This window comes from Methylobacterium terricola (assembly GCF_006151805.1).
Classification (GTDB): Bacteria; Pseudomonadota; Alphaproteobacteria; order Rhizobiales; family Beijerinckiaceae; genus Methylobacterium; species Methylobacterium terricola.
In genome coordinates this window covers 403,878-424,572 of sequence record NZ_VDDA01000002.1, presented here as the reverse complement: position 1 = coordinate 424,572, position 20,695 = coordinate 403,878, and the positions used below count along the sequence as shown (strand labels likewise).

General features: G+C 73.5%; 18 protein-coding genes and 2 tRNA genes. 11 read left to right on the top strand and 9 right to left on the bottom strand.

Annotated features, from left to right (window positions below; translation table 11 throughout):
* Positions 1–179 precede the first annotated feature (179 nt).
* The 3 genes from FF100_RS06315 to FF100_RS06305 are packed head-to-tail and all read left to right on the top strand — an operon-like array spanning position 180 to position 4,141.
* Positions 180–2,051, top strand: a complete 1,872-nt coding sequence (locus tag FF100_RS06315) for an adenylate/guanylate cyclase domain-containing protein (protein ID WP_139034701.1) — start codon at positions 180–182, stop codon at positions 2,049–2,051.
* A 32-nt stretch (positions 2,052–2,083) separates the two neighbouring features.
* Positions 2,084–3,112 carry a phosphatase PAP2 family protein gene (locus FF100_RS06310; protein WP_139034700.1) on the top strand — a complete coding sequence of 343 codons (1,029 nt, stop codon included), beginning with the start codon at positions 2,084–2,086 and terminating at the stop codon, positions 3,110–3,112.
* Positions 3,113–3,130: 18 nt separating this feature from the next.
* A complete protein-coding gene (locus FF100_RS06305; RefSeq protein WP_139034699.1) occupies positions 3,131–4,141 on the top strand; it encodes a G1 family glutamic endopeptidase in 1,011 nt (336 codons plus the stop codon).
* On the opposite strand, the gene gor is transcribed toward FF100_RS06305, so the two are convergent.
* From gor to FF100_RS06280, 5 genes are all read right to left on the bottom strand, one after another.
* Positions 4,116–5,528, bottom strand: coding sequence for a glutathione-disulfide reductase (gene gor, locus FF100_RS06300; protein WP_139034698.1), 1,413 nt, complete (start codon positions 5,526–5,528; stop codon positions 4,116–4,118). The genes FF100_RS06305 and gor overlap by 26 nt on opposite strands.
* A gap of 19 nt (positions 5,529–5,547) precedes the next feature.
* Positions 5,548–6,780 (bottom strand): O-antigen ligase family protein, encoded by a 1,233-nt coding sequence (locus FF100_RS06295; protein ID WP_246101940.1) that lies wholly within the window; start codon positions 6,778–6,780, stop codon positions 5,548–5,550.
* Positions 6,777–7,319, bottom strand: a complete 543-nt coding sequence (locus FF100_RS06290) for a DUF2059 domain-containing protein (protein ID WP_139034697.1) — start codon at positions 7,317–7,319, stop codon at positions 6,777–6,779. Before FF100_RS06290 ends, FF100_RS06295 begins: the two co-directional genes overlap by 4 nt.
* 60 nt (positions 7,320–7,379) lie before the next feature.
* Positions 7,380–8,090, bottom strand: a complete 711-nt coding sequence (gene rpiA, locus FF100_RS06285) for a ribose-5-phosphate isomerase RpiA (RefSeq protein WP_139034696.1) — start codon at positions 8,088–8,090, stop codon at positions 7,380–7,382.
* Positions 8,091–8,351: 261 nt separating this feature from the next.
* Positions 8,352–8,765, bottom strand: a complete 414-nt coding sequence (locus tag FF100_RS06280; protein WP_139034695.1) for a hypothetical protein — start codon at positions 8,763–8,765, stop codon at positions 8,352–8,354.
* Between the two features lie 216 nt (positions 8,766–8,981).
* On the opposite strand from FF100_RS06280, the gene gph reads away from it, so the two are divergent.
* Positions 8,982–9,677: a phosphoglycolate phosphatase gene (gene gph, locus FF100_RS06275; protein ID WP_139034694.1), complete on the top strand. Its 696-nt coding sequence runs from the start codon at positions 8,982–8,984 to the stop codon at positions 9,675–9,677.
* Between the two features lie 251 nt (positions 9,678–9,928).
* Here gph and FF100_RS06270 read toward each other — a convergent pair.
* From FF100_RS06270 to FF100_RS06260, 3 genes are all read right to left on the bottom strand, one after another.
* Positions 9,929–10,003 (bottom strand) — tRNA-Val (locus FF100_RS06270).
* A gap of 124 nt (positions 10,004–10,127) precedes the next feature.
* Positions 10,128–10,202 (bottom strand) — tRNA-Val (locus tag FF100_RS06265).
* 77 nt (positions 10,203–10,279) lie between these two features.
* Entirely contained in the window at positions 10,280–12,070 is a 1,791-nt protein-coding gene (locus tag FF100_RS06260) for an ABC transporter ATP-binding protein/permease (protein WP_139034693.1), read from the bottom strand.
* Positions 12,071–12,499: 429 nt separating this feature from the next.
* Here FF100_RS06260 and FF100_RS06255 point away from each other — a divergent pair, with 429 nt between their 5' ends.
* The 7 genes from FF100_RS06255 to FF100_RS06225 all read left to right on the top strand — a co-directional run bounded on the left by FF100_RS06255 (position 12,500) and on the right by FF100_RS06225 (position 19,877).
* Positions 12,500–13,147 (top strand): 2OG-Fe(II) oxygenase, encoded by a 648-nt coding sequence (locus tag FF100_RS06255; RefSeq protein WP_246101939.1) that lies wholly within the window; start codon positions 12,500–12,502, stop codon positions 13,145–13,147.
* A 137-nt stretch (positions 13,148–13,284) separates the two neighbouring features.
* Positions 13,285–14,106: a hypothetical protein gene (locus FF100_RS06250; RefSeq protein ID WP_139034692.1), complete on the top strand. Its 822-nt coding sequence runs from the start codon at positions 13,285–13,287 to the stop codon at positions 14,104–14,106.
* Positions 14,107–14,275: 169 nt separating this feature from the next.
* Positions 14,276–15,190 (top strand): ParA family protein, encoded by a 915-nt coding sequence (locus FF100_RS06245; protein WP_139034691.1) that lies wholly within the window; start codon positions 14,276–14,278, stop codon positions 15,188–15,190.
* On the top strand, positions 15,180–15,755 hold the full coding sequence (locus tag FF100_RS06240; protein ID WP_139034690.1) for a hypothetical protein: 576 nt from the start codon (positions 15,180–15,182) through the stop codon (positions 15,753–15,755). Before FF100_RS06245 ends, FF100_RS06240 begins: the two co-directional genes overlap by 11 nt.
* Positions 15,756–15,879: 124 nt before the next feature.
* Positions 15,880–17,535 (top strand): acetolactate synthase large subunit, encoded by a 1,656-nt coding sequence (locus FF100_RS06235; protein WP_139034689.1) that lies wholly within the window; start codon positions 15,880–15,882, stop codon positions 17,533–17,535.
* A 3-nt stretch (positions 17,536–17,538) separates the two neighbouring features.
* Positions 17,539–18,660, top strand: coding sequence for a hypothetical protein (locus FF100_RS06230; protein ID WP_139034688.1), 1,122 nt, complete (start codon positions 17,539–17,541; stop codon positions 18,658–18,660).
* A gap of 560 nt (positions 18,661–19,220) precedes the next feature.
* Positions 19,221–19,877, top strand: a complete 657-nt coding sequence (locus tag FF100_RS06225) for a helix-turn-helix transcriptional regulator (RefSeq protein ID WP_139034687.1) — start codon at positions 19,221–19,223, stop codon at positions 19,875–19,877.
* Here FF100_RS06225 and FF100_RS06220 read toward each other — a convergent pair.
* Positions 19,853–20,632, bottom strand: a complete 780-nt coding sequence (locus FF100_RS06220) for a GntR family transcriptional regulator (RefSeq protein WP_139034686.1) — start codon at positions 20,630–20,632, stop codon at positions 19,853–19,855. The genes FF100_RS06225 and FF100_RS06220 overlap by 25 nt on opposite strands.
* Positions 20,633–20,695 lie beyond the last annotated feature (63 nt).

The following is a 20,695-nucleotide window of genomic DNA, read 5'->3' as shown; positions in this document are numbered from 1 at the left end:
GCGCCGTGTCCGGGCATGGAACGGGCCTCGGCCTGTTCGCACTTAGCCCTGGACCGTTCTATCAGTATCTGACAGTATTCAGGCCGGATCGGTGCTGCCATGATTGATGCTCCATCAAGCAGAGCATCCGCGGCATTGTCGCGGATTGTTTGTTCTTCGATCGCCGAGGACGTGCCGCGATGAACGGCGGCGGGCACGTGCCGAAGCCGGCCGGCAGCCTGGGTGAGCCGGTCGGCCTCGCGGAGCGAATCGAGACCGGCCCCCTGAACGCCACGACCTTGAGCGCCGCGACCTTGGGCGCCGCGGCGATGGAGCGATGCCTCGCCGCCATCCTGGTCGCCGACGTGGTCGGCTACACCCGGCTCAGCGAGATGGCCGAGGAGGAGACCCATCGCGGCCTGCGCGCCCTGCACCGCGGCATCATCGAGCCGCTGGTCGGGGAGAGCGGCGGGCGGATCGTCAAGAACACCGGCGACGGCTTCATCGCCAGCTTCCCGCAGGCCGAAGCGGCGGCGGATTGCGCGCTCGCCCTGCAGGGCCGCCTCGCCCTGGCGACGGAGGGCGAGCCGGAGGCCTCGCGCCTCACCTTCCGGATGGGCGTCAACCTCGCCGAGGTCATCGTCGAGGACGGCGACGTGTTCGGCGACGGCGTCAACGTGGCGGCCCGGCTGCAGGCCTATGCCGAGGCCGGCGACGTGATCGTGTCCGAGGCGGTGTTCGCCCGGGCGAGCGCGGCCGCACGGGCCCGGGCGACCGATCTCGGGGCGCTGCCCCTGCGCAACCACGCCCGGCCGGTCCGGGTCTTCGCCCTGCGGTGCGGGGAGGCGGCGCGCCCCCGCGCCGGCGAATGCGCCCCCGGCGCCGAGGCGCGGGCGACGATCGCGGTGCTGCCGTTCCGGACCGGCGCGCCGGATCGCCTCGCCCTGGCGGACGGCTTCACCGACTGGATCGTCCGGGCCTTGTCGTCCCTGCGCGACCTGTTCGTGATCTCCCGCGGCTCGACCCTGGCCTATCGCCGCCGCCGCAGCGACCCGGCGGCCTTCGGCCGCCGCCTCGGCGTGCGCTACGTCATGGACGGGGCGATCCAGCATCACGGCGACACCCTGCGGGTGTGCACCGCCCTGATCGAGTGCGGCACCGGCGCGGTCGTCAGCGCCGACCATCACGAGGGCCGCGTCGACGAGGTCTTCGCCCTTCAGGACACGATCGCGCTGCGGCTGATCCGCAACCTCGCGCCGCACGTGCGCCAGCGCGAATTGCAGCGGGCCCTGCGCAAGCACCCGGCGAGCCTGACGAGCTACGACCTGCTGCTCCAGGCCCTCGACCAGCTCCACACGATGGAGGCCGACAGCTTCGGCCGGGCCGGAGGCCTGCTGCAGCAGGCGATCGCCCTGGATCCCTCCTACGCGCCGCCCTTCGCCTACGCGGCCTGGTGGCACGTGCTGCGGGTCGGCGAGATGGGCTCGCCCGATCCGGAGGGCGATGCCCGGGCGGCGGCGGAGCGGGCCCGCGCGGCGATCGCCCGGGACGGCGACGATCCCCTGGCGCTGGCGATCTACGGCCATGTCCAGGCCTTCCTGCTGCGCGACTTCGCGACCGCCCGGCACTTCCTCGACCGGGCGATCGAGGCGGGCCCGAGCGTCGCCATCGCCTGGACGATGAGCAGCGCCGCCCACGGCTTCACCGGCGACGGACGGCACGCGGTGGCGCATGGCGAGATCGGCCAGCGCCTGGCGCCCCGCGATCCCTACACCTTCTGGCACGAGGGCCTGCTCGCCCAGGCCCATTACGTCGCCGGCGACTACGACGCCGCCCTGGCCTGGGCCTCGAGCGCGGTGGCGCGCAATCGCGCCATCCGCTTCACCCTGCGCATCCTCGCCGCCAGCCTCGCGGCGGCTGGGCGCCGGCCGGCGGCGAGGACGGCGGCGGCCGAGCTCCTGCGCCTGCAGCCGGACTTCCGGCTCGGCGCCTACGCACCGCGCTGCCCCTTCGCCGCCCCGGTCCTGGCGCGCTGGCTCGGGCACCTGCGGGAGGCGGGACTGCCGGACTGAACAGGCGCACATGCGGGCCGGGGAGGAGAGCGATGACCGGCAATACGGGTAACACGGGCAACACCGGACATGCCGGCAATGCCGGGCTCGACGGCGATGCCGGCGGCGGCTGGTTCGTGCCGGGCCGGGCCGACTTCCCGTTCCCTCTCGAGGTGACGCGGGACGGCACCGAGATCGGGACCTTCCGGCGGGCGGTGTTCGTCCGCGACGAAACCGGGCCGGGGGATGCCGGGAGGCGGATCGCGTTCCGCAGCGCCGACGCGCCGACCGGCCGGTCCCTCGCCTTCGAGGACCGGAGCTGGGCCGGCCGCTGGTACGCCTACCGGGTGCTGCGCGAGTTCGCCGCCGCGCCCTGGGACGAGGGCCTCGACGACGCGCTCGCGGCGATGCTGCTGGCGCTGAACGACGCGACCGGGGATTCGGCCCGCGGGAGGACCGCCCAGGAGATCGAGATCGACGCGCTCCTGGCGATGGCGCGCGACGAGCGCGCCCCGGCGATGGGCGAGATCCTGGCGCAGGACGTCGAGTTCGTCACCGCCTTCATGGAGGCCCTGTCGGTGAATCCAGGCTCGCATCCGCGCACCTACCGGGTACTGCACGTCGCGAGCCTCGTCGGCTCCTTCGCGGCCCTGCGCTTCAAGGAGGCTTACGACCGGCCGCGTCCGTCCTTCCTCTGCCCGGCCCTGCTGCCGCCGCTGCCGGTGCCCGGGCACTCGTCGTTCCCGAGCGGCCACGCCACACAGGCATGGCTGATGGCGCGCTGCATCGCCTTCACGGTGCGCCTCTCGGGCCTGCCCCAGGCCGAGCGCCGGCCGGTCGACGAGACCGTGAAGGCGCTCGCCCGGCGCGTCGCCCGCAACCGCGAGATCGCCGGGCTGCATTACCGCTCCGATTCCGTCGCCGGCCGCCGCGTCGCCGACGCGGCGTTCGCGGTCCTGTCGCGGCATGAGAGCCATGGCCTGAGGCGGACCGACTACGCCCTGCCGACCTTCGGCGAGGCCGCCCTCGCGGCCGCCCGGGAACTCAACCCGGATCTGGCCGTACCGGCGGAGGGCCGGTGAGCCGGGAAGGCTGCCACGATGACCCGCGAACCCGATGCCGGCACGGCTCGCCTCCCGCTCATGCCGCTGCCGCGGCCCGAGGACGGGTTCGACCCGACCAATGCCCGCCCCGACCTCCTCGCCCGGTACGGCCTGCCCGGCCCGCGCCCCGAGGACGGCCCGGCGGCGGCCGCCTTCCGCCGCGCCTTCCTGGCGCCGCCGCCGGGCCGGGCGCTGCGCTTCGCCGAAGCCGAGGCCGCGCCGCGGGCGCGGACCTTGGCGGCGACGACGGCACCGCCGCGCGGCACCGTGCCGGGCCGCGGCAGCGCGAACTGGTCGGGGGGCTCGCTCACCGCGCTCGGGGGGCGCAGCCTGGTCGGGGTGATGGCGCGCTGGCGGGTGCCGACGGTGACGCGCCCGCCCGGCGGAACGGACGGACCGGCCCGCGCCTCGACCTGGATCGGCCTCGACGGGCAGGGCGTCTACCGCAATGCCAGCCTGCCGCAGATCGGCACGCTGCAGGCCTGTGACGGCGCGGGCGAGAGGTACGAGACCTGGGTGCAGTGGTGGACGCGGGAGGCACCGACGGCGCCCCTCACCCTCGGGCTCGCCGTGGCGCCGGGCGACGCGGTGAGCGCGATCCTGACGGTCCTCGACCCCGCGACCGTGCGGTTCAACCTGAAGAACGAGACCACCGGCACGGTGCTCCAGGCCTTCGACGTCGCGGCTCCGGGCGGCCGGCACGTCTCGGGCGCCACCGCCGCATGGATCCTGGAGCGCCCGAGCCCACCGGGCAGCGACGGCTGGCACCCGTACCCGCTCGCTGCCTACGGGGCGTTCCGGTTCGACGCCTGCCTGGCGCAGTCCCGCGGGCCGGGCGAGACGGCGCCGACCGAGCACGACCTCGCCCGGGCGGGCCTGATCCGCATGACCGCGATCGAGGGCTCGTGCCTCCGCACGATCTCGTCCCCGGCGCGGGTGCCGGGGGATCCGCGGGCGCTGCGGCTGACCTACGGGGCGCCGCTCACCCCACCGCCACCGGCTGCTTGACCACCGACGGCGTCCGCATCGTCACCAGCTCCTCGCCGGCGGTCGGGTGGACCGCGATGGTGCGGTCGAAATCGGCCTTCTTGGCGCCCATCGTCACCGCGATGCCGACGGCCTGGATGATCTCGCCGGCATCGTGGCCGAGCACGTGGACGCCGACCACCCGGTCGCTCGCCCGCTCGACGATCACCTTCATCAGGATCCGCTCGTCGCGGCCCGACAGGGTCGCCTTCATCGGACGGAAGCGGGCCTCGTAGACGTCGATCTCGCCGCAGAGGCGCCGCGCCACCTCCTCGCCGTGGCCGACGACGCCGATCTCGGGCGTCGAGAACACCGCGGTCGGGATCAGGTCGTGGTCGACCGCCCAGGGCTTGGCGCCGAACACCGTGTCGGCGAAGGCGTGGCCCTCGCGGATCGCGATTGGCGTGAGCGCCGCGCGGTTGGTGACGTCGCCGACGGCATAGATCGAGGGCGCGGCGGTCTGCGAGAAGCGGTCGACGGGAATCGCCCCGACGGCATCGAGGCTGATGCCGGCATTCTCCAGCCCGAGGCCGGCGACGTTGGGGCGCCGCCCGGTCGCCACCAGCACCTGGTCGACCAGGATCTCGCTGCCGTCGTTGAGGGTCGCGCAGATCCCGCCGTCGCGCCGGTCGAGGCGGTGGATCGTGGTGTTCAGGCGCAGGTCCATGCGCTTGGCATAGGCCTCGCCGAGCGCCTGCCGGATCTCGCCGTCGAAGCCGCGCAGGAGCCGGTCGCCGCGATGGAGCAGGGTGGTGCGGGTGCCCAAGCCGGCGAACACCCCGGCGAACTCGACCGCGATGTAGCCGCCGCCCACGACGAGGATCCGCTCCGGCTGGGTCTCCAGCTCGAACACCTCGTTCGACGTGATGGCGAGCTCGGCGCCGGGGATCAGCGGCTCCTTGACCGGGTGGGCGCCGACCGCGACCAGGATGTAGCGGGCGCGCACGCGCGTGCCGGAGCGCACGAGGCGGACGGTGTTCGGCCCCTCGATCACCGCCCGGTCGGCCACGACCTCGACGCCGGCCCGCATCAGGTTGGTGGCGTAGATGCCCTCGAGCCGCGTCACCTCGGCGTCGCGCCGCGCCTTCAGGGTCGCCCAGTCGAAGCGCGGGGTGCCGACCTCCCAGCCGAAGCCGGCGGCGTCCTCGAACTCGTCGGCGAAGCGGCCGGCATAGACCATCAGCTTCTTCGGCACGCAGCCGCGGATCACGCAGGTGCCGCCGACCCGGTACTCCTCGGCGAGCTGCACCGTGGCGCCGTAGCCGGCGGCAATGCGGGCCGCCCGCACCCCGCCGGAGCCGCCGCCGATCACGAACAGGTCGACGTCGTAGGCCTGACCATCATGGGGCTCGTGCTGGGTCTCGGTCATGGCGCTCACCGTCGGTTCGTTAGAGCTTCTCTGGGGCAGGCGACGTCACCCGCGCAAGGGTGCGCAGCCAGGCGATGGCGGCGCCGACGCCGGCGGTCCACCAGGCCTGCCACGCCCCGTGCTCGACGAAGGCGACGACGCCCGCCGCCGCGAGCAGGGCCAGGGCGGTGCTGCGGGCGAGCCCCGGCCAGGCGCCGAGCGCCCGCAGGGTCAGGACCAGGACGAGCGCCGCGAGCCCCGCCCCGACGACGCCCAGCTCGGCCCAGACCTGCAGGAAGGTGTTGTGCGGGTGACCGACCGCCAGCATGACCCTCAGGTCGGGCTCGATCCGCGCGGCCACCGGCACGTCCTGGAAGCGCGCGCTGGTGCCGTAGCCGGCGCCGCGCCAGGGATCCGCCGCCACGGCGGCGCCGAAGCTGCGGGCGATGGCGACCCGGGCCCGGGTGCTGCTGGCGGCGAGCCGCTGGTGCAGCGCGTCCGGCATGGCGCGGGCGAGGAGATCGCCCTCCACCGGTGCGAGGACGAGGGCGCCGAGCAGCGCGGCGCCGACGAATCCGATCCCGGCCCGGGCCGGCACCGCGCGCACGACGCCGAAGGTGAGGGCGCCGGTGGCGAGCCCGAGCACCGTCGCGCCGCTGACCGAGCGCCAGGCCGCGACCGCCATGACGAGCGCCGCGAGGGCGGCGAGCCCGCGCCGCCCGCTCGCGGCAAGCACCGCCACCAGCGGGAACACCGTCAGCATCATGACGAGGAGCGGCCGGTTGAACGCGAAGGCGGCGACGCGCTGGCCGAGCGCCTCGCGGATCACCAGGCCGGAGGCGAGGTCCGCCACCACGTAGGCGCCGGTGACAGCGAGAATCCAGGCCGCGGGCTTAGCCACCCTGGCGAGGTGCGGCGGCGCGAGCCGTGCCACCAGATAGGCGCCGAGGAGGGCCGGCAGGAACTCGGAGAGGGTGCGCAGCGACAGGCCCGGCAGAGGGCTCCAGGCGAGGCTCACCGCGCACCAGGCCAGGAAGGCCAGGGCGGCGAGGCCGAGCGGCGTCGCCAGCGGCGCGACGATGAGCGCCCGCAACGGGCGCCCCGAGGCCGCCGCTCCGGCGAGGAGCAGCAACCCGGCGAGGCCGACCACGACCGGGCTCGACCGGTTGGCTACCGCCATGCAGGCCGGCAGGGCCGCGATCACGGCGGCGCCGAGGCGATCGAGCGTCGCGGCGCGTCCCTGCCCGGTGCCGTCGGCCGTCGAAGCGATCACTGCAGCTGGTGGCCGCGCTTGCCCATCTCGGCCCGCACCCGGACCATCATGTATTCCGAGACCTCCTGGGTCCAGGTCTGCATCGCCTGCACCATGTCGTCGAGCACCTGGGGCTGGGTCTCGACGTAGCGCTTGCCCGACGGCGAGCGGAAGAAGGTGGCGATGTCGCGCAGCTCCGCCTCGGTCAGCTTGTTGGCGTAGATGCGCGAGGCGGTGTCGATGATGCGCTGCTTCTGGAGCTCAAGCTCGGGCTGCATCTTCTCGATGACCTCGGCGAGGTCCTTGGTCAGCTCGGGTCGGGTGACGGCCGCCTGCTTGATCTGCTCGCCGAAGGCCGGGAGGATCGAATCGAACGAGCGCGCGATGCCCGACGAGAGCATCACTTCCTTGGCGAGCGCGAGGTGGCTCGGAGTGACCGCCGATTGCTGCGGCGCGGCCGGGGCGGCGGGCGCGGCCGGCTTCGGCTGGGCGAGGGCCGGGCTCGACAGGGTCGCGGCGAGGAGGCCGGCCAGAAGGACACGCGAACGGCGCGGGGACATCGGTTTGCTCCGGGGAAAGCGGCGCCCCGAGGGGCGGCCGTGACGCGGAAAGGGGGGCCCTCAGGCCGCCCCGAGGGTGACGATGCGGGACTGGCCGTCGGCGGCCTCGGCCACGATGGCGCCGGTGGCGAGGCCAAGGAACAGGCCATGCTCGACCACGCCCGGCACCGCCACGAGGGCGCGGGCCAGCGCCTCCGGGTCGGGAATGCGCGCGAGGCCGGCATCGAGGATCAGGTGGCCGCCATCGGTCAGGAACGGCGTCCCGTCGGCGCCCTTGCGGATGCCGAGCGGCCCGGCGCAGCCGGCCGACCGGATCGCCGCCGCGACCGCCAGCGTGGTGGCGACGAGGCCGAAGGGCACCACCTCGATCGGCAGCGGGAAACGCCCCAGGGTGTCGACGCGCTTCGCGCCGTCGACGATCACCACCATGCGCCGGCTCGCCGCCGCCACGATCTTCTCGCGCAGCAGCGCGCCGCCGCCGCCCTTGATCAGGCGGAGCTGCGGGTCGATCTCGTCGGCACCGTCGATCGTGAGGTCGAGGTCGGGCGTCTCGTCCAGGGTGGTGAGCGGGATGCCCGCGGCCTCGGCGGCCCGGCGGGTCGCCTCGGAGGTCGGCACGCCGACCACCGAGAGCCCGGCCCGGACCTTCTCGCCGAGGAGTTCCACGAAGATGGTGGCGGTCGAGCCGGTGCCGAGGCCGAGGCGCATGCCGTCCTCGACCAGACCGACCGCCCGGGCGGCGGCGGCGCGCTTCAGCTCGGCGGGGCTCAACGCCGGCCTCCATGGGGCGAACGGGTGAGGGACAGCAGCATGGCGTCTCGGCGGGTTTCGTGGCTCTCGGCTGTCCCGACTCCCTGCCGGTGCGAGGGCAGGATTCCGGACAGGCGGGGCACCCGGCAGGCGCCGCCGCTGATGAGAGGCCCCCTAGCACGCGAAACGGGGGCGGCGGAAGCGGCCATGCGGTCTCGACCGAGGCGGTCGCGCGTCATGTCAGCGTGCGCCCGCCCTGACCGGGGGAGCCGCCGCCAGGCGTCAGGGCTTGGCCGCCGGCGCCACGCTCCCGGCATTGCCTTGCGGCGTGCAGACGACGGCGTCGTCGAGGACGTAGCAGATGCTCATCGCGCCGGTGCGCTGGTTGACCCGGAAGACCCCGGCCTCGCGCAGGTGACGGGAGGCGACCAGGCTGTACTCGGACGGGGCCTGCGGCCCGGCGCCCTCGCCGGGGCCGAAGCACAGGGTGGTGCCGATGGTGTTCTCCTGCAGGCCGTACTGGCAGGAGATGACCTCGCCGGTCGCCTTGTCGACCCGGTAGACCCGGTTCAGGTCCGCCTGGGGCGCCGGCACGAACTCGTAGGACGCGGCCTGCGCCGCGCCGGCCATCAGCAGACCCGCCAGGCCGGCTGCCAGGGCGACGACCTTGGCCCGATCACTCGTTCTCCCGCGCATGGCGCGCCGCTCCTCGAAACCGCCGCGACGACGGGCGGGCGCGCCCGCCGAATCGTCCTCGTCCCGGTGTTATAGCTCAGGACAGCTTGTCCCGGGCTTGACGGCGCGGGCGTGATCCGCCGGCTCAATCCGGGGAGTTGGCCGGCGGAGTTGGCCCATGCCGGCCGCGGCCTGTATGGGAGGCGCATCCATCTCCCCGCCAGCCAGCGAGCCGCCATGCCGACCACCCCGCCCAGCCTGCCGCCGATCGTGGTGTTCGACCTCGACGGCACCCTCGCGGAGACCGCGGGCGACCTGATCGGTACCCTGAACGTGATCCTGGAGCGGGAGGGCCTGCCGCCGGTCGCGCTGTCGCAGGCGCGGGAGCTGATCGGGGCGGGCGCCCGGGCGCTGATCCAGCGCGGCTTCTCGGCCGGCGGGCGCGAGCTGACCCCGGACCGGCTCGACGAACTCTTCCTGGTCTTCCTGGCCCATTACGGCCAGCACCTCTGCGACGTCTCGCACCTGTTCCCCGGCGTCGTCGACGCCCTCGACCGGCTGGAGGCGGCAGGCTACCGGCTCGCGGTCTGCACCAACAAGCCGGAGGACCATTCGGTCCGTCTCCTCGACCTGCTCGGGGTCAAGGGGCGCTTCGCGGCGATCTGCGGCCGCGACACCTTTCCGTACTTCAAGCCCGATCCGCGCCACCTCACCGAGACCATCGCCCGCGCCGGCGGCGACCCGGCCCGGGCCGTGATGGTGGGCGATTCCCGCACCGACATCGCCACCGCCAAGGCCGCCGGCATCCCGGTGGTGGCGGTGCCGTTCGGCTATACCGACGTGCCGGTCGAGGAGCTGGAGCCCGACATGGTGATCCCGCACTTCGACGGGCTGTACGAAGCGGTGCGGCGGCTCGATCGCGGGGCGGCCTGACAGGGCGTTCGGCGGTCCTGAAGCCCGCGGGGCCATCCCGGGGCCGCGAGAGCGGAGCCCGGGATCCAGGCCTCCAGGTCGTCGAGGATCAGGCGGGAGGCTCGCGCTTCATCCTCCCCCTCTGCCGGTCCGGAGCCCGGGCTCCGCTGCCGCGGCCCCGGGATGACGCGGCGCGTGGACGACCGCCGCGGACGGACGGCCCAAGGCTCGGTCGGCCAGGTCTTCGAGGAGGAAAGTCTTTGAGGAGGAAATGGTGGGCGCGACAGGGATTGAACCTGTGACCCTTCGCGTGTGAAGCGAATGCTCTCCCGCTGAGCTACGCGCCCGATGGTCGGCCCCGTGCGGGGTGATGCGAGGCAAGGCGCCGTCGCATCGCAGGCCGAACCGGTGTGACGGCGTCACCAGATGACGACGGGACGTCAAACGGCAGAACCATCGATCTGAACAAGGTGGTGGGCGCGACAGGGATTGAACCTGTGACCCTTCGCGTGTGAAGCGAATGCTCTCCCGCTGAGCTACGCGCCCTGTGAGCCGGCTTCTAGGCGGGGCGACGCGGCGCGTCAAGGCGCTTCGTCGCCCCGCGGGAGGGCTCCTGCGCCGGGCTACTGCGCCGGCACCGCCGCCGCGAGCTCGGTCGGCACGAAGCGGCCGTCCTCGCGGCGGGTCATGTCGATCCGCCGGTCGTGGAAGGCGGTGAGCGTCGAGCGGTGGCCGATCGAGACGATCGTGGTGTCCGGCAGCTCCTGGCGCAGCATGCGGTAGAGCGCGGCCTCGGTCGGCTCGTCGAGGGCGGCGGTGGCCTCGTCGAGGAACAGCCAGTCGGGCTTGGCGAGCAGCGCCCGGGCGATGGCGAGGCGCTGCTGCTCGCCGAGGGACAGGGCCTGCGCCCAGGGCGCCTCCTCGTCGAGACGGCCGGCGAGGTGCGGCAGCCGCGCCGCCTCGAGGGCGTTGCGGATCGCCGCGTCGTCGTAGTGGCCGGCGGGCTCCGGGTAGGTGACGGCGGCGCGAAGGCGCCCCATCGGCAGGTAGGGCCGCTGCGGCAGCAGCAGCAGGCGGGCGCCCTCCGGCGTCGCGACCGCGCCCTCGCCGAACGGCCAGATGCCCGCGATGGCGCGGAACAGCGTCGACTTGCCCGAGCCCGAGGGGCCGGTGAGCAGCGTCGTCTCGCCGGGGCGGAAGGAGAGGGCGGGGGCTTCGGCGATGCGGCGCCCGTCCGGCAGGTCGAGGGCGAGGCCCTTGAGATGGAGGCCGGCGCCGTTGCCCGGCAGCACCGCCAGCGGGCTCGCCGCCGCCATCGCGTCGGCCCGGCCCATGGCGGCGTCGAAGGTGGTGAGCCGGTCGACCTGCGCCTTGTAGTCGGCCAGGGTCACGTAGAACGTGATGAAGAACGACATCGTGCTCTCGACCCGCGAGAACGCGCCGGCGGTCTGCGTCATCACCCCGAGCGGGATCTGGCCGGCGAAGTAGTAGGGCGCGACCAGGATGTAGGGGATCACCACGTTGACCTGCTGGTAGCTGACCGTGAAGGCGGCGAGCTTCTTGCGGCGGTCGACGATGGCGTAGAAGTTCTGGATCAGCGCACCGAAGCGCTCGCGCAGCGAGGCCCGCTCGGCCCGGGCGCCGCCGAGGAGCGCCACCTGCTCGCCGTATTCGCGCAGGCGGGCCAGCGAGAAGCGGAAATCCGCCTCGCGGCGCTGCTGCTCGAAGTTGAGCCCGACCAGCGCCCGGCCGATGCGGTGGGTGATCCAGGTGACCAGCGCCGAGTAGATCAGCGCGCCCCAGACCAGGAAGCCCGGCACGTGCCAGCTCGTCCCCGGCACCGTGAAGGCGGAGGAGATGTTCCACAGGATGACGGAGAACGAGATCAGGTTCGAGACCGCCGACAGGAAGCTGATGGTCAGCGACTGGGTGGTCTGGGTGAACTGGTCGATGTCGTCGGCGATGCGCTGGTCGGGGTTGTCGGCCTGGGCGCCGGAGAAGCCCATGCGGTAATGGGTGTCGTTGCCGAGCCAGCGGTCGACGTAGTGCCGGGTCATCCAGGCCCGCCAGCGGATCCGCAGGAACGACTGGATCACGTACTGGATGATCGCGCTCGCCACGTAGACCGCGGCCCAGAGGCAGAACACCGAGAACAGCAGCGACCAGAACGCCGCGGCGTCCTTGGCCTGGATCGCGTTGAACCAGTCGCGGTTGAAGTACGACAGGCGCACGTTGATGGCGACCTGGGCGAATTCGATGCCGATCACCACGGCCGCCATGGTGAGCGCGACCCAGCGTTCCTGCATCTGGACCGCCGGCAGCGGCCACAGCCGCACCGTCGTGACCTCGCGGGTGGTGTAGTAGGGATAGGCCAGGCGCCAGATCTGCAGGAGGGCCTGCTTCAAGCCGTGCATCGCGGTCTCCGGGCCGCCCGGCGGGCGGGCCTCAAGCGGGCCCGCCCTCGCGGCGAGCCGGTGATGAAGGGGACGGTCCGGGCGCGGGCCGCGTGAGGCTCGGCGACCACCCCGCCGAGATCCGGCCCCGACGGGAGCCGGCCTCGTGGTGAACAGTCCGAGGGTGGACTGGTCCCTTGGCAGGACCATGGCGCCATCGCGGTTGCAAGTTAAACAGTGTTCACCTGCGGCAGGACGGCGCGACCCCGGCCGCGAGGGGGACCGCCGCGGCTTCCGGGGAGCCGGCTCTCGCAGACGTGACCGGTGCCCCGCCGCCGCCGCAATTCGTGCCGATGCTCGCGAGGTCTCGCTTTCCGAAGGCCGGGACCGGCCTCGAGACCCGAGGGGTGCGATCATCCCATGTCGTCTGTCCCGATGTCGTCTGTCCCGATGTCGTCCCGCCCGGTGTCGTCCCTCGCGATCCTCGACGTGGACGCGGTGCGCGCGGCGCCCGTGGTCCACGATCCGTACTGCTACTGCCTGGGCCGGCAGGTGCTGCGGCCGGATGCCGTCGCGGATCTGGCGCGGGACTTCCCGCCGATCGACAAGCCGGGTTATCTCACGGTGGACGAGGTCCGGCTCGCCGGCCGCTTCCGGGAGCTGATCGACGAGCTCGAGAGCGACGCCTTCTCGCGGGTGTTGTCCGAGAAGTTCGGGGCCGACCTCGTCGCCTGCCCGCGGCTCACCACGATCATGCGCCGCTCGCAGCCGAAATACGGCGCGATCCACACCGACGGACCCTCGAAGGTGATGACGCTGCTGATCTACATGAACGACGCCTGGCGTGCGCCCGAGGCCGGCCGTCTGCGGGTGCTCTACGACGGCGAGCGGTTCGAGCCCTACGCGGTCGAGGTGCCGCCGACCATGGGGACGATGTTCGCCTTCCTGCGCTCCGACAGGTCCTGGCACGGCCACCAGCCGTTCGAGGGCGAGCGCCGGGTGGTGCAGGTCGCCTGGATGAGGGATGCCGCGGAACTGGCGCGCAAGCGCAAGCGCAACCGCACGGCCCAGTTCCTGAAAGGCATCTTCGGCCGGTAGACGGCGGGGCCGGACAGTGCCCGCCGGGTGACACCGGCGACGAGACATGCGCTCGCGCCCCGAACCCAGGTCCACAACCGGGCACGAGCGCCCTAAGACTTGACCACCGGCACCGGCCGGGGGACGCTGGGGGCATCATGAGGGCGTTTCACCGCGCGGGCCTGTGGGTGGCCGGCCTGGTCGTGCTGGCCGGCGCGGCCTGCCTGGCCGGGCCCGGCCGCGCCGTCGCGCAGTCGGACCTTGAGATGCCCGCCGATCCGCCGGTCCTGTCGAAACCCTACCGCTCCTCGATCCCGATCTACCGGCGCCGGCCGCCGCCGGACGCGGTGCCGCCGGAGGCTGTTCCGCCGGCCGGGACGTGGCGCGAGCCGCCGGGCCGGATCGGTGCCGGTCCGGACGGGACCGGCGCGCGGGAGACGCCCCCGGATTCCGGGTTCGGCCCGGTGAAGGCGGCCCCGGCGCGCGACGTCGCCCCCCACGATCTCGCCCCGGACGACGAGCCGGAGGAGCGGTCGGCCGCCCCGTCCCGGGCCGCCGCGCCACCTCCCAAGCCGGAGACGCAGCAGCGCGGGACCCGTCAGGAGGCCCGGCCGGCCTTCCGCCCGGAGCCGCGGGCGGAGCGCGAGCCGCGGCCGCGGGAGGCCGAGGGCGACGCGGACGACGCCGCGCCGGCCTATGCCGGCGTGTGGGGACCGAGCGCGGCGGCCTGCGCCAGCCGCCGCTCGGCCCGCCGCGGCTTCCTGCCGGCAGTGATCCGCCCGGGCAGCGCTCGGGCCGGCAAGACCCTGTGCCAGTTCCGGGACACGCGGCGCGAGGGCCGGTCCTGGGTCATGACCGCCGCCTGCCACAGCGCCGCCCGCCGCTGGACCTCGCGGGTGCGCCTGACCGTGGCGGGCAACAGCCTGACCTGGGCGAGCGAGCGCGGCGCGGCGACCTATACCCGCTGCTCCGGCGGTTGACGCGGGGCGGGACCCGCCGGTCCCATTCTGCCACCGGTCTTGACTCGCCGCGAAGGCGGCTGGTGGAAAGGAGACCCGCCGTGAAGAGAGCCCCGATGGCCCCGTTCCGCCCGCCCGCCGCGTCGCCGCTGCGGACCCGCGCCACCACGTCACGGATGGGAAGGCCCGCATGACCGGGAAGCGCGCGCAGGGTCAGCTCGTGGCGGTCGCCAACATGAAGGGCGGCGTCGGCAAGACCACCAGCGTGGTGATGCTGGCCGACGCGCTGGCCGCCAGCGGCGCCTCGGTGCTGGTGATCGACCTCGACCCGCAAGCCAGCGCCTCGGTGTGCTTCGCCGGCGACGGCGTGCTGGCCGAGATGATCACCGCCGGCCGCACCCTCGACTATTACCTCGGCCTGCGCATCGTCGACCGCGACAAGGCCGCCCTGCCGGACTTCATCCGCGACTACGTCTCCAGCACCACGCATCTGGGCGAGCCGCTGCCGATCTCGCTGCTGGCCTCCGGCCCGTCGCTGCGCGTCGTCGAGCGCGAGATCATCTACGCGCTCACCAAGCGCCAATACTCGATGCACGCCATCGAGGGGCATCTGTGGAAGCTGTTCCAGGAGGATTTCGCGCCCCTGCGCGACCAGTACGACTATGTGCTGTTCGACTGCGCCCCCGGCATCTCGCCGATGACCGAGGTGGCGATCCGGGCGAGCGACCTCGTGGTGGTCGCCTGCATCGCGGACTTCCTGTCGACCTACGGCCTGAAGGCGTTCTACGAGACGATCTGGGGCGTCGGCAGCGCCTCGGAGAGCATGCTGGCGCCGAAGCGGCCGCCGCACGTGCTGATCACCCGCTGGCAGAACACCAAGCAGCACGCGACCACCTACGCCACCCTGCAGGCCAGTGCCGCCGCGGAAGGCGCGCGGTTCCGACTGTTCAAGACCCGGGTGCCGCAATCCGCGGCCCTGGCGAACGCGCTCACCCTTGAGTATCAGACCTTCGCCAACAAGTATCGCGACGCCACCCGCGACCTGATCGGCGAGGTGATCACCCCGGTGGTGGCCGAACTGAAGGAGGCCCTGGATGGCGCTTGAGATCGACGGCCTCGCGGTCCTGTGCGCGATCGCGGAGGCGCCGGAGGCGTTCCCGGCGATCCGCAGCGACGTCACCAAGGCCGCCCACGCCCTGGTGACCAAGCAGCTGAAGGCCAAGACCCTCGACCTGGCGGGGTTGCGCGCGGTACGCAACGCGCTCGGCCCCCAGCCCCTGGCGCTGATCGTCGACGGGCTGAAGGATGCCGAGGTCAAGGCGCTCGCCACCCGCCTCGACAAGCACCATCCAGACCTCAAGGACGGTCCGGCGGTCGCGCATCGCCGTCACCTGATGGCGCTCGCCGCCGACCGCGACCCGGTGGCGCCGCCAGCCGCCAGGGCGAAGCCGGCCAGGGGACCCATCAAGGCCCCCGGGAAGGGATCGGCCAAGGGACCGGAGAAGGGGCCGGGGAAGGGACCGGAGACGGCGAAGCCGGCGTCCAAAGCCTCGCCCGAGCCCGCCCCCGCGAAGGCGCGCCCGCCGGCCGGCAAGCCCGCCCCCGCGGACGCGCTGGCCTCCGCCGCGATGGCGGCGCGGCCGCCGCGGCGGCCGCGCCAGCAGGAGTGAGGGGAGGGCCCCGCCGAGAGGCGGCCGACCGCGATCGACGGACCTGAAATCCGCTGCGTCACTCGGTTGCGCAGGATCCTCCGCGAACTTACTTCAAGAGGCAAGTATCCAGGAGGAGCGCCCGATGGCCAAAGGTTCCGATCTCCTCGTGGCCGCCCTCGAGAACGAGGGCGTGGACCGGATCTTCGGCATCCCGGGCGAGGAGAACCTCGACGTCGTCGAATCCCTGCGCAGCTCCAGGATCGAGCTGGTGCTGACCCGGCACGAGCAGGCGGCGGCCTTCATGGCGGCGACGCACGGGCGGCTCACCGGCCGGCCGGGAGTCTGCATCTCGACGCTCGGGCCCGGCGCCCTCAACTTCACGACGGGCGCGGCCTACGCCCATCTCGGCGCGATGCCGATGCTGATGCTGACCGGCCAGAAGCCGATCATGAGCGCCCGCCAGGCCCGGTTCCAGATCGTCGACGTGATCGCGGCGATGCGGCCGCTCACCAAGATGACGCGCCAGATCGTGTCGGCCGCGTCGATCCCGACCATCGTGCGCGACGCCTTCCGGGTCGCCACCGAGGAGCGGCCGGGCCCGGTCCACCTCGAACTGCCCGAGGACATCGCCGCCGAGGAGGCCGACGTCGCCCTGGTGCCGTCGCACCCGATCGACCAGCCGGTGGCGAACCCCGCGGCCATCGCGCGGGCCGCCGCGATGATCCTGCAGGCCCGCCGCCCGCTGATCATGATCGGCGCCGCCGGCAACCGTCCGCGGCTGGTCGAGCCGCTGTCGGATTTCGTGCGCCGCACCCGGATCCCGTTCTTCAACACCCAGATGGGCAAGGGCGCTGTCACCGGCGGCTCGAACCTCTATGTCGGCACCGCGGCGCTCTCCGAGCGCGACTACGTCCACGAGGCGATCGACAGCGCCGACCTGATCGTCTCGATCGGTCACGACACCGTCGAGAAGCCGCCCTTCCTGATGGGCCGGGTCGCCGGGGGCCCGCGGGTGATCCATGTCGGCTACGTCTCGGCCAGCGTCGAGCAGGTGTTCCATCCCGATGCCGAGGTGGTGGGCGACATCGGCACCACCGTCACGGCGCTCGCCGACCGCCTCGGCGGCCGGCTCGACCCCGAGCCGGGATTGCTCGAGATGCGCCGGCACATCCTCGCCCGGATCAACGACCGGGCCGAGGAGGACCGCTTCCCGGTGACGCCGCAGCGCCTCGTCCACGACGTCCGGGCGGTGATGCCGGAGGACGGCATCGTCTGCCTCGACAACGGCATGTACAAGATCTGGTTCGCCCGCAACTACCGCACCCACGTCGCCAACACGCTGCTCCTCGACAATGCCCTCGCCACGATGGGGGCGGGCCTGCCCTCGGCGATGATGGCGAAGCTCGTCCATCCGGGACGCCGGGTGCTGGCGGTCTGCGGCGACGGCGGCTTCATGATGAACAGCCAGGAGCTCGAGACGGCGGTGCGCCTGAAGCTCGACCTGGTGGTGCTGGTCCTCGACGACCGGGCCTACGGCATGATCCGCTGGAAGCAGGCGGTCGACCGCTTCCCCGATTACGGCATGACCTTCGGCAACCCGGATTTCGTCGCTTACGCCGAATCCTACGGCGCCACCGGCCACCGCGTGGCGTCGGCGGAGGCGCTGGCGCCGACCCTGGAGGCGGCCTTCGCGGCGGGCGGGGTGCACCTCGTCGCGGTGCCGGTCGATTACTCCGAGAACACCCGGGTGCTGGTCGACGAGCTCGGCGGCCACGTCCCGCAGGTCGAGCCCGGCTAGACCATGGACGCGCCCGTGCCGGATCCGCGCCGAACCCGACCCTGGCGCCGGCCCGCGGCGGCCGCCCTGCTGCTGCTCGGCGGCGCCGGAATCGCCGGAACGGCGCCCGTGCTGCTGCCGGCGGCGGGGCAGGCCTTCCACCTGCACGCGGCCGCCGACGATCCGGCCGCCCTCGCGTCCTTGCGCCTGCCGGCGGTCGCCGACGCGGCGCGGATCGGCGCCGGCCTCGACGCCGCGATCGAGGCCGGCGACGACGATCTGGCACGGAGCTTCCTCGACCTCGCCGCCGCGCAGGGCGTGGCGGTCTCGCCCGAGCGCCGGGCGCGGGTCGAGGCGCTGGCAGCGAGCGCGCCGCGCCGGGCGCTCGGGGAGGCCGCGACCGGCTTCGTCAGCGGCGAGGGGGCGGGCCTCGCCGGCCTCGCCGGCGCGGTGGCGGGCGACCTCGTCGGCTACGGCGACCTGCGCGACCTGTGGCGCGAGGGCGGGCGGCTCGCCCGCGGCGAGGCCTACGACCCGCTGATGCTCGGCCTCGCGACCGCCGGGCTGGCCCTCACCGGCGCCACCATCGTCTCGCTCGGCACCAGCGTGCCGGTCCATGCCGGCACCACGACCTTGAAGCTCGCCGCCCGCACCGGCAAGCTGTCGCGGCCGCTCGCCGCGCGACTGTCCCGCAGCGCCGGCGCCGCCATCGACCGCGAGGCCTTGGGCCTCGCCACCGCGGCCGCCGGCCGGCTCGACCTCGCGGCCTTGCGCCAGGGTGCGACGGGGGTGCTGCGGCCTGGAGCCCTCCGGGAGATCCGGGGTGTCGGCGAGCAATCGGCCCGGATCCAGGCCCGGCTCGGCGCCCGCGGCACCCTGCAGGCCCTGTCGGTGGCCGAGAACGCCGACGACCTGCGCCGGGTCGCGCGGCTGTCCGAGGGGATGGGCGGCCGCACCCGGGCGGTCCTGGCGCTGCTCGGCCGCGGCGCCCTGGTGCTCGGCTCGGGATTGCTCGCGATCCTCCAGGGGCTTTGGCTCGGCCTCGCGTGGTTCCTGGCCGCCGCCCTGTTCTGCCGCCGGGCCGGCACCGCCCTCGGCCGCCTGATCTGGCGCCGGCGCAAGCGGCCGGTGCGCGCGCCGGCCTGACGGCGACAGGTCCGCCCCGCCTCGTCTTGCGCGCCCCGCCGCTCGACGAGACCGTCACGACGACGAAGCGGGTCGTTTTCCCTAGGGTCATCACGCGTGGGACTGGCTGGACCCGATGTCTTGCCGCACCGGCTATCCTGGACGGGACGGCGGGTGACCTCAGGGCGGATGGCCCTAGGCTTGCCACGACCATCGCGCCCGCGCCGCTCCTCGCCGCCCGGCCCTGTGCGGCTTTCGTCTCTCCTCCGAAAGGATGACGCCAATCCCAGCCGGCAACCCCCGTTCGATACAGCGCGCAAGCATCCGTCCCCAGAACTATCAATCTTGATTGACTGAGACCGCGCGGCGATGCCGTGAGAAACAGTCTTGTGCTGCAGAGATTTTGGTACTTAAATGGATCCAAGGCGGGTCGCGACCCGCCCGGCCGCGGAGTTCTGCCGGGGGGCGACGATGCATGCAAGCGCACGGGATGGCGACGTCCGGGACGGACTGGTCCGAGGCGGCAACGCGGGGACCGGCGAGCGGCGGCGGCGCAGCCGCCTGACCGGGACCACCGCGCCGTGACCGCCTGGCAACCCGCGGCGGCGGCAGCCCTCGATGCCCTCGCCCTGGCGGTTCTGGTGGTCGACCGGCAGGCACGCATCCTCCATGCCAACCGCGAGGCGGCCGACCTCCTCGACCGTCCGGACGGGGCGCTGGTCGGCCATCTGGCCGGCAGCCTCGGCGCCCGGACCGGGGAGGGGCGCTCGCGCCTCCACGCCCTGATCCAGGCCGCCTGCGACGGCAGGGCCGGCGAGACCGGCGGCTTCCTGCATCTCGAGGGCGGGACCACGGACGAGCCGGGCATCTCGGTCTGCGTCTCGTCCCTGGCCGAGCCCGCGGCCGAGGCATCCGGCCGGGCGCTGGTGGTGGCGCGGCTGCTGCGGTCCCAGGGGCTGGTCGAGGCGCAAGGGCGGATCGAGGTGCAGCTGCGCACCCTGTACGGTCTGACCCGGGCCGAGGCGCAGGTCGGCGGGGCGCTCGCCCGCGGCGGCTGCCTGTCCGAGATCGCGGCCGAGCTCGGCATCAGCGTCACCACGGCGCGCACCCATGTCGCCCGCATCTTCCTGAAGACCGGCACCAAGCAGCAGAGCCAGCTCGTCGCCCTGGTGGCGGCGGTGCAGCTGCCGGTCGCCTACGCCGAGGCGCCGGCTCACGCCCTGAGATCGAGCCGGTAGGCGTAGGCGTCGCCGCGGAACAGGCCCTCGACGTACTCGATCATGCGGTCGTCGCGGGCATAGGAATGCCGCTTGATCAGCAGGCAGGGGAGGGGTTGGGTGAAGCCGAACACCGCGCACTCGGCCTCGTCCGGGGTCGCCGCCTCGATGGTCTGGCGGCAGCGCACCAGGGCGGCGCCATGAGCCCCCAGGAACGCGTAGACCGAGCCGCCGAGATCGGCCTCGGCCAGGGCCGGCACCGCCGTGAGGTCGTACCACGCCACCTCGCGCGACAGCGGCATGCCGTCGCCGCAGCGGATGCGCACCAGCTTGAGGAACGGCGCGGTCGAGGGAAGGCCGAACAGCGAGGCGATCGAGCGGTCCTGGGCCACCCGACGCTCGACGATCCGCGTCGAGGGCACGCGGCCGAGCTCGCGCATCTCCTCGGTGAAGCCCTTGAGCCGGTCCATGCCGGGGCTGAGCCGGGTGCGCCCGGCAGCGACGATGAAGCCGTGCCGGCCATGCGCCGTGAGGTAGTGCTGGCGGCGCAGGGAATCGTAGCAGCGCTGCACCGTGGTGCGGCTGACGCCGAGCGCCTCGGCGAAGGGCCGCTCGGCCGGGAGCGTCGTGCCGCCCGCCACGATACCCTCCTCGATCAGCGCCCGCAGCTGCTCCTCCAACTGCTGGTAGAGCGGCTTCGCGGTATCGTGGCGCAGCCGCACCAGGCTCACGAGGGCAGGCTGTCCCGGGCCGGGCCCGGACGGGTGCTCGGGCATCCGCAGGTCAGCCTTTGCGGCGGCCGCGCGCCGGCGCGGTGACGGGACGACGAGGCGGCAACG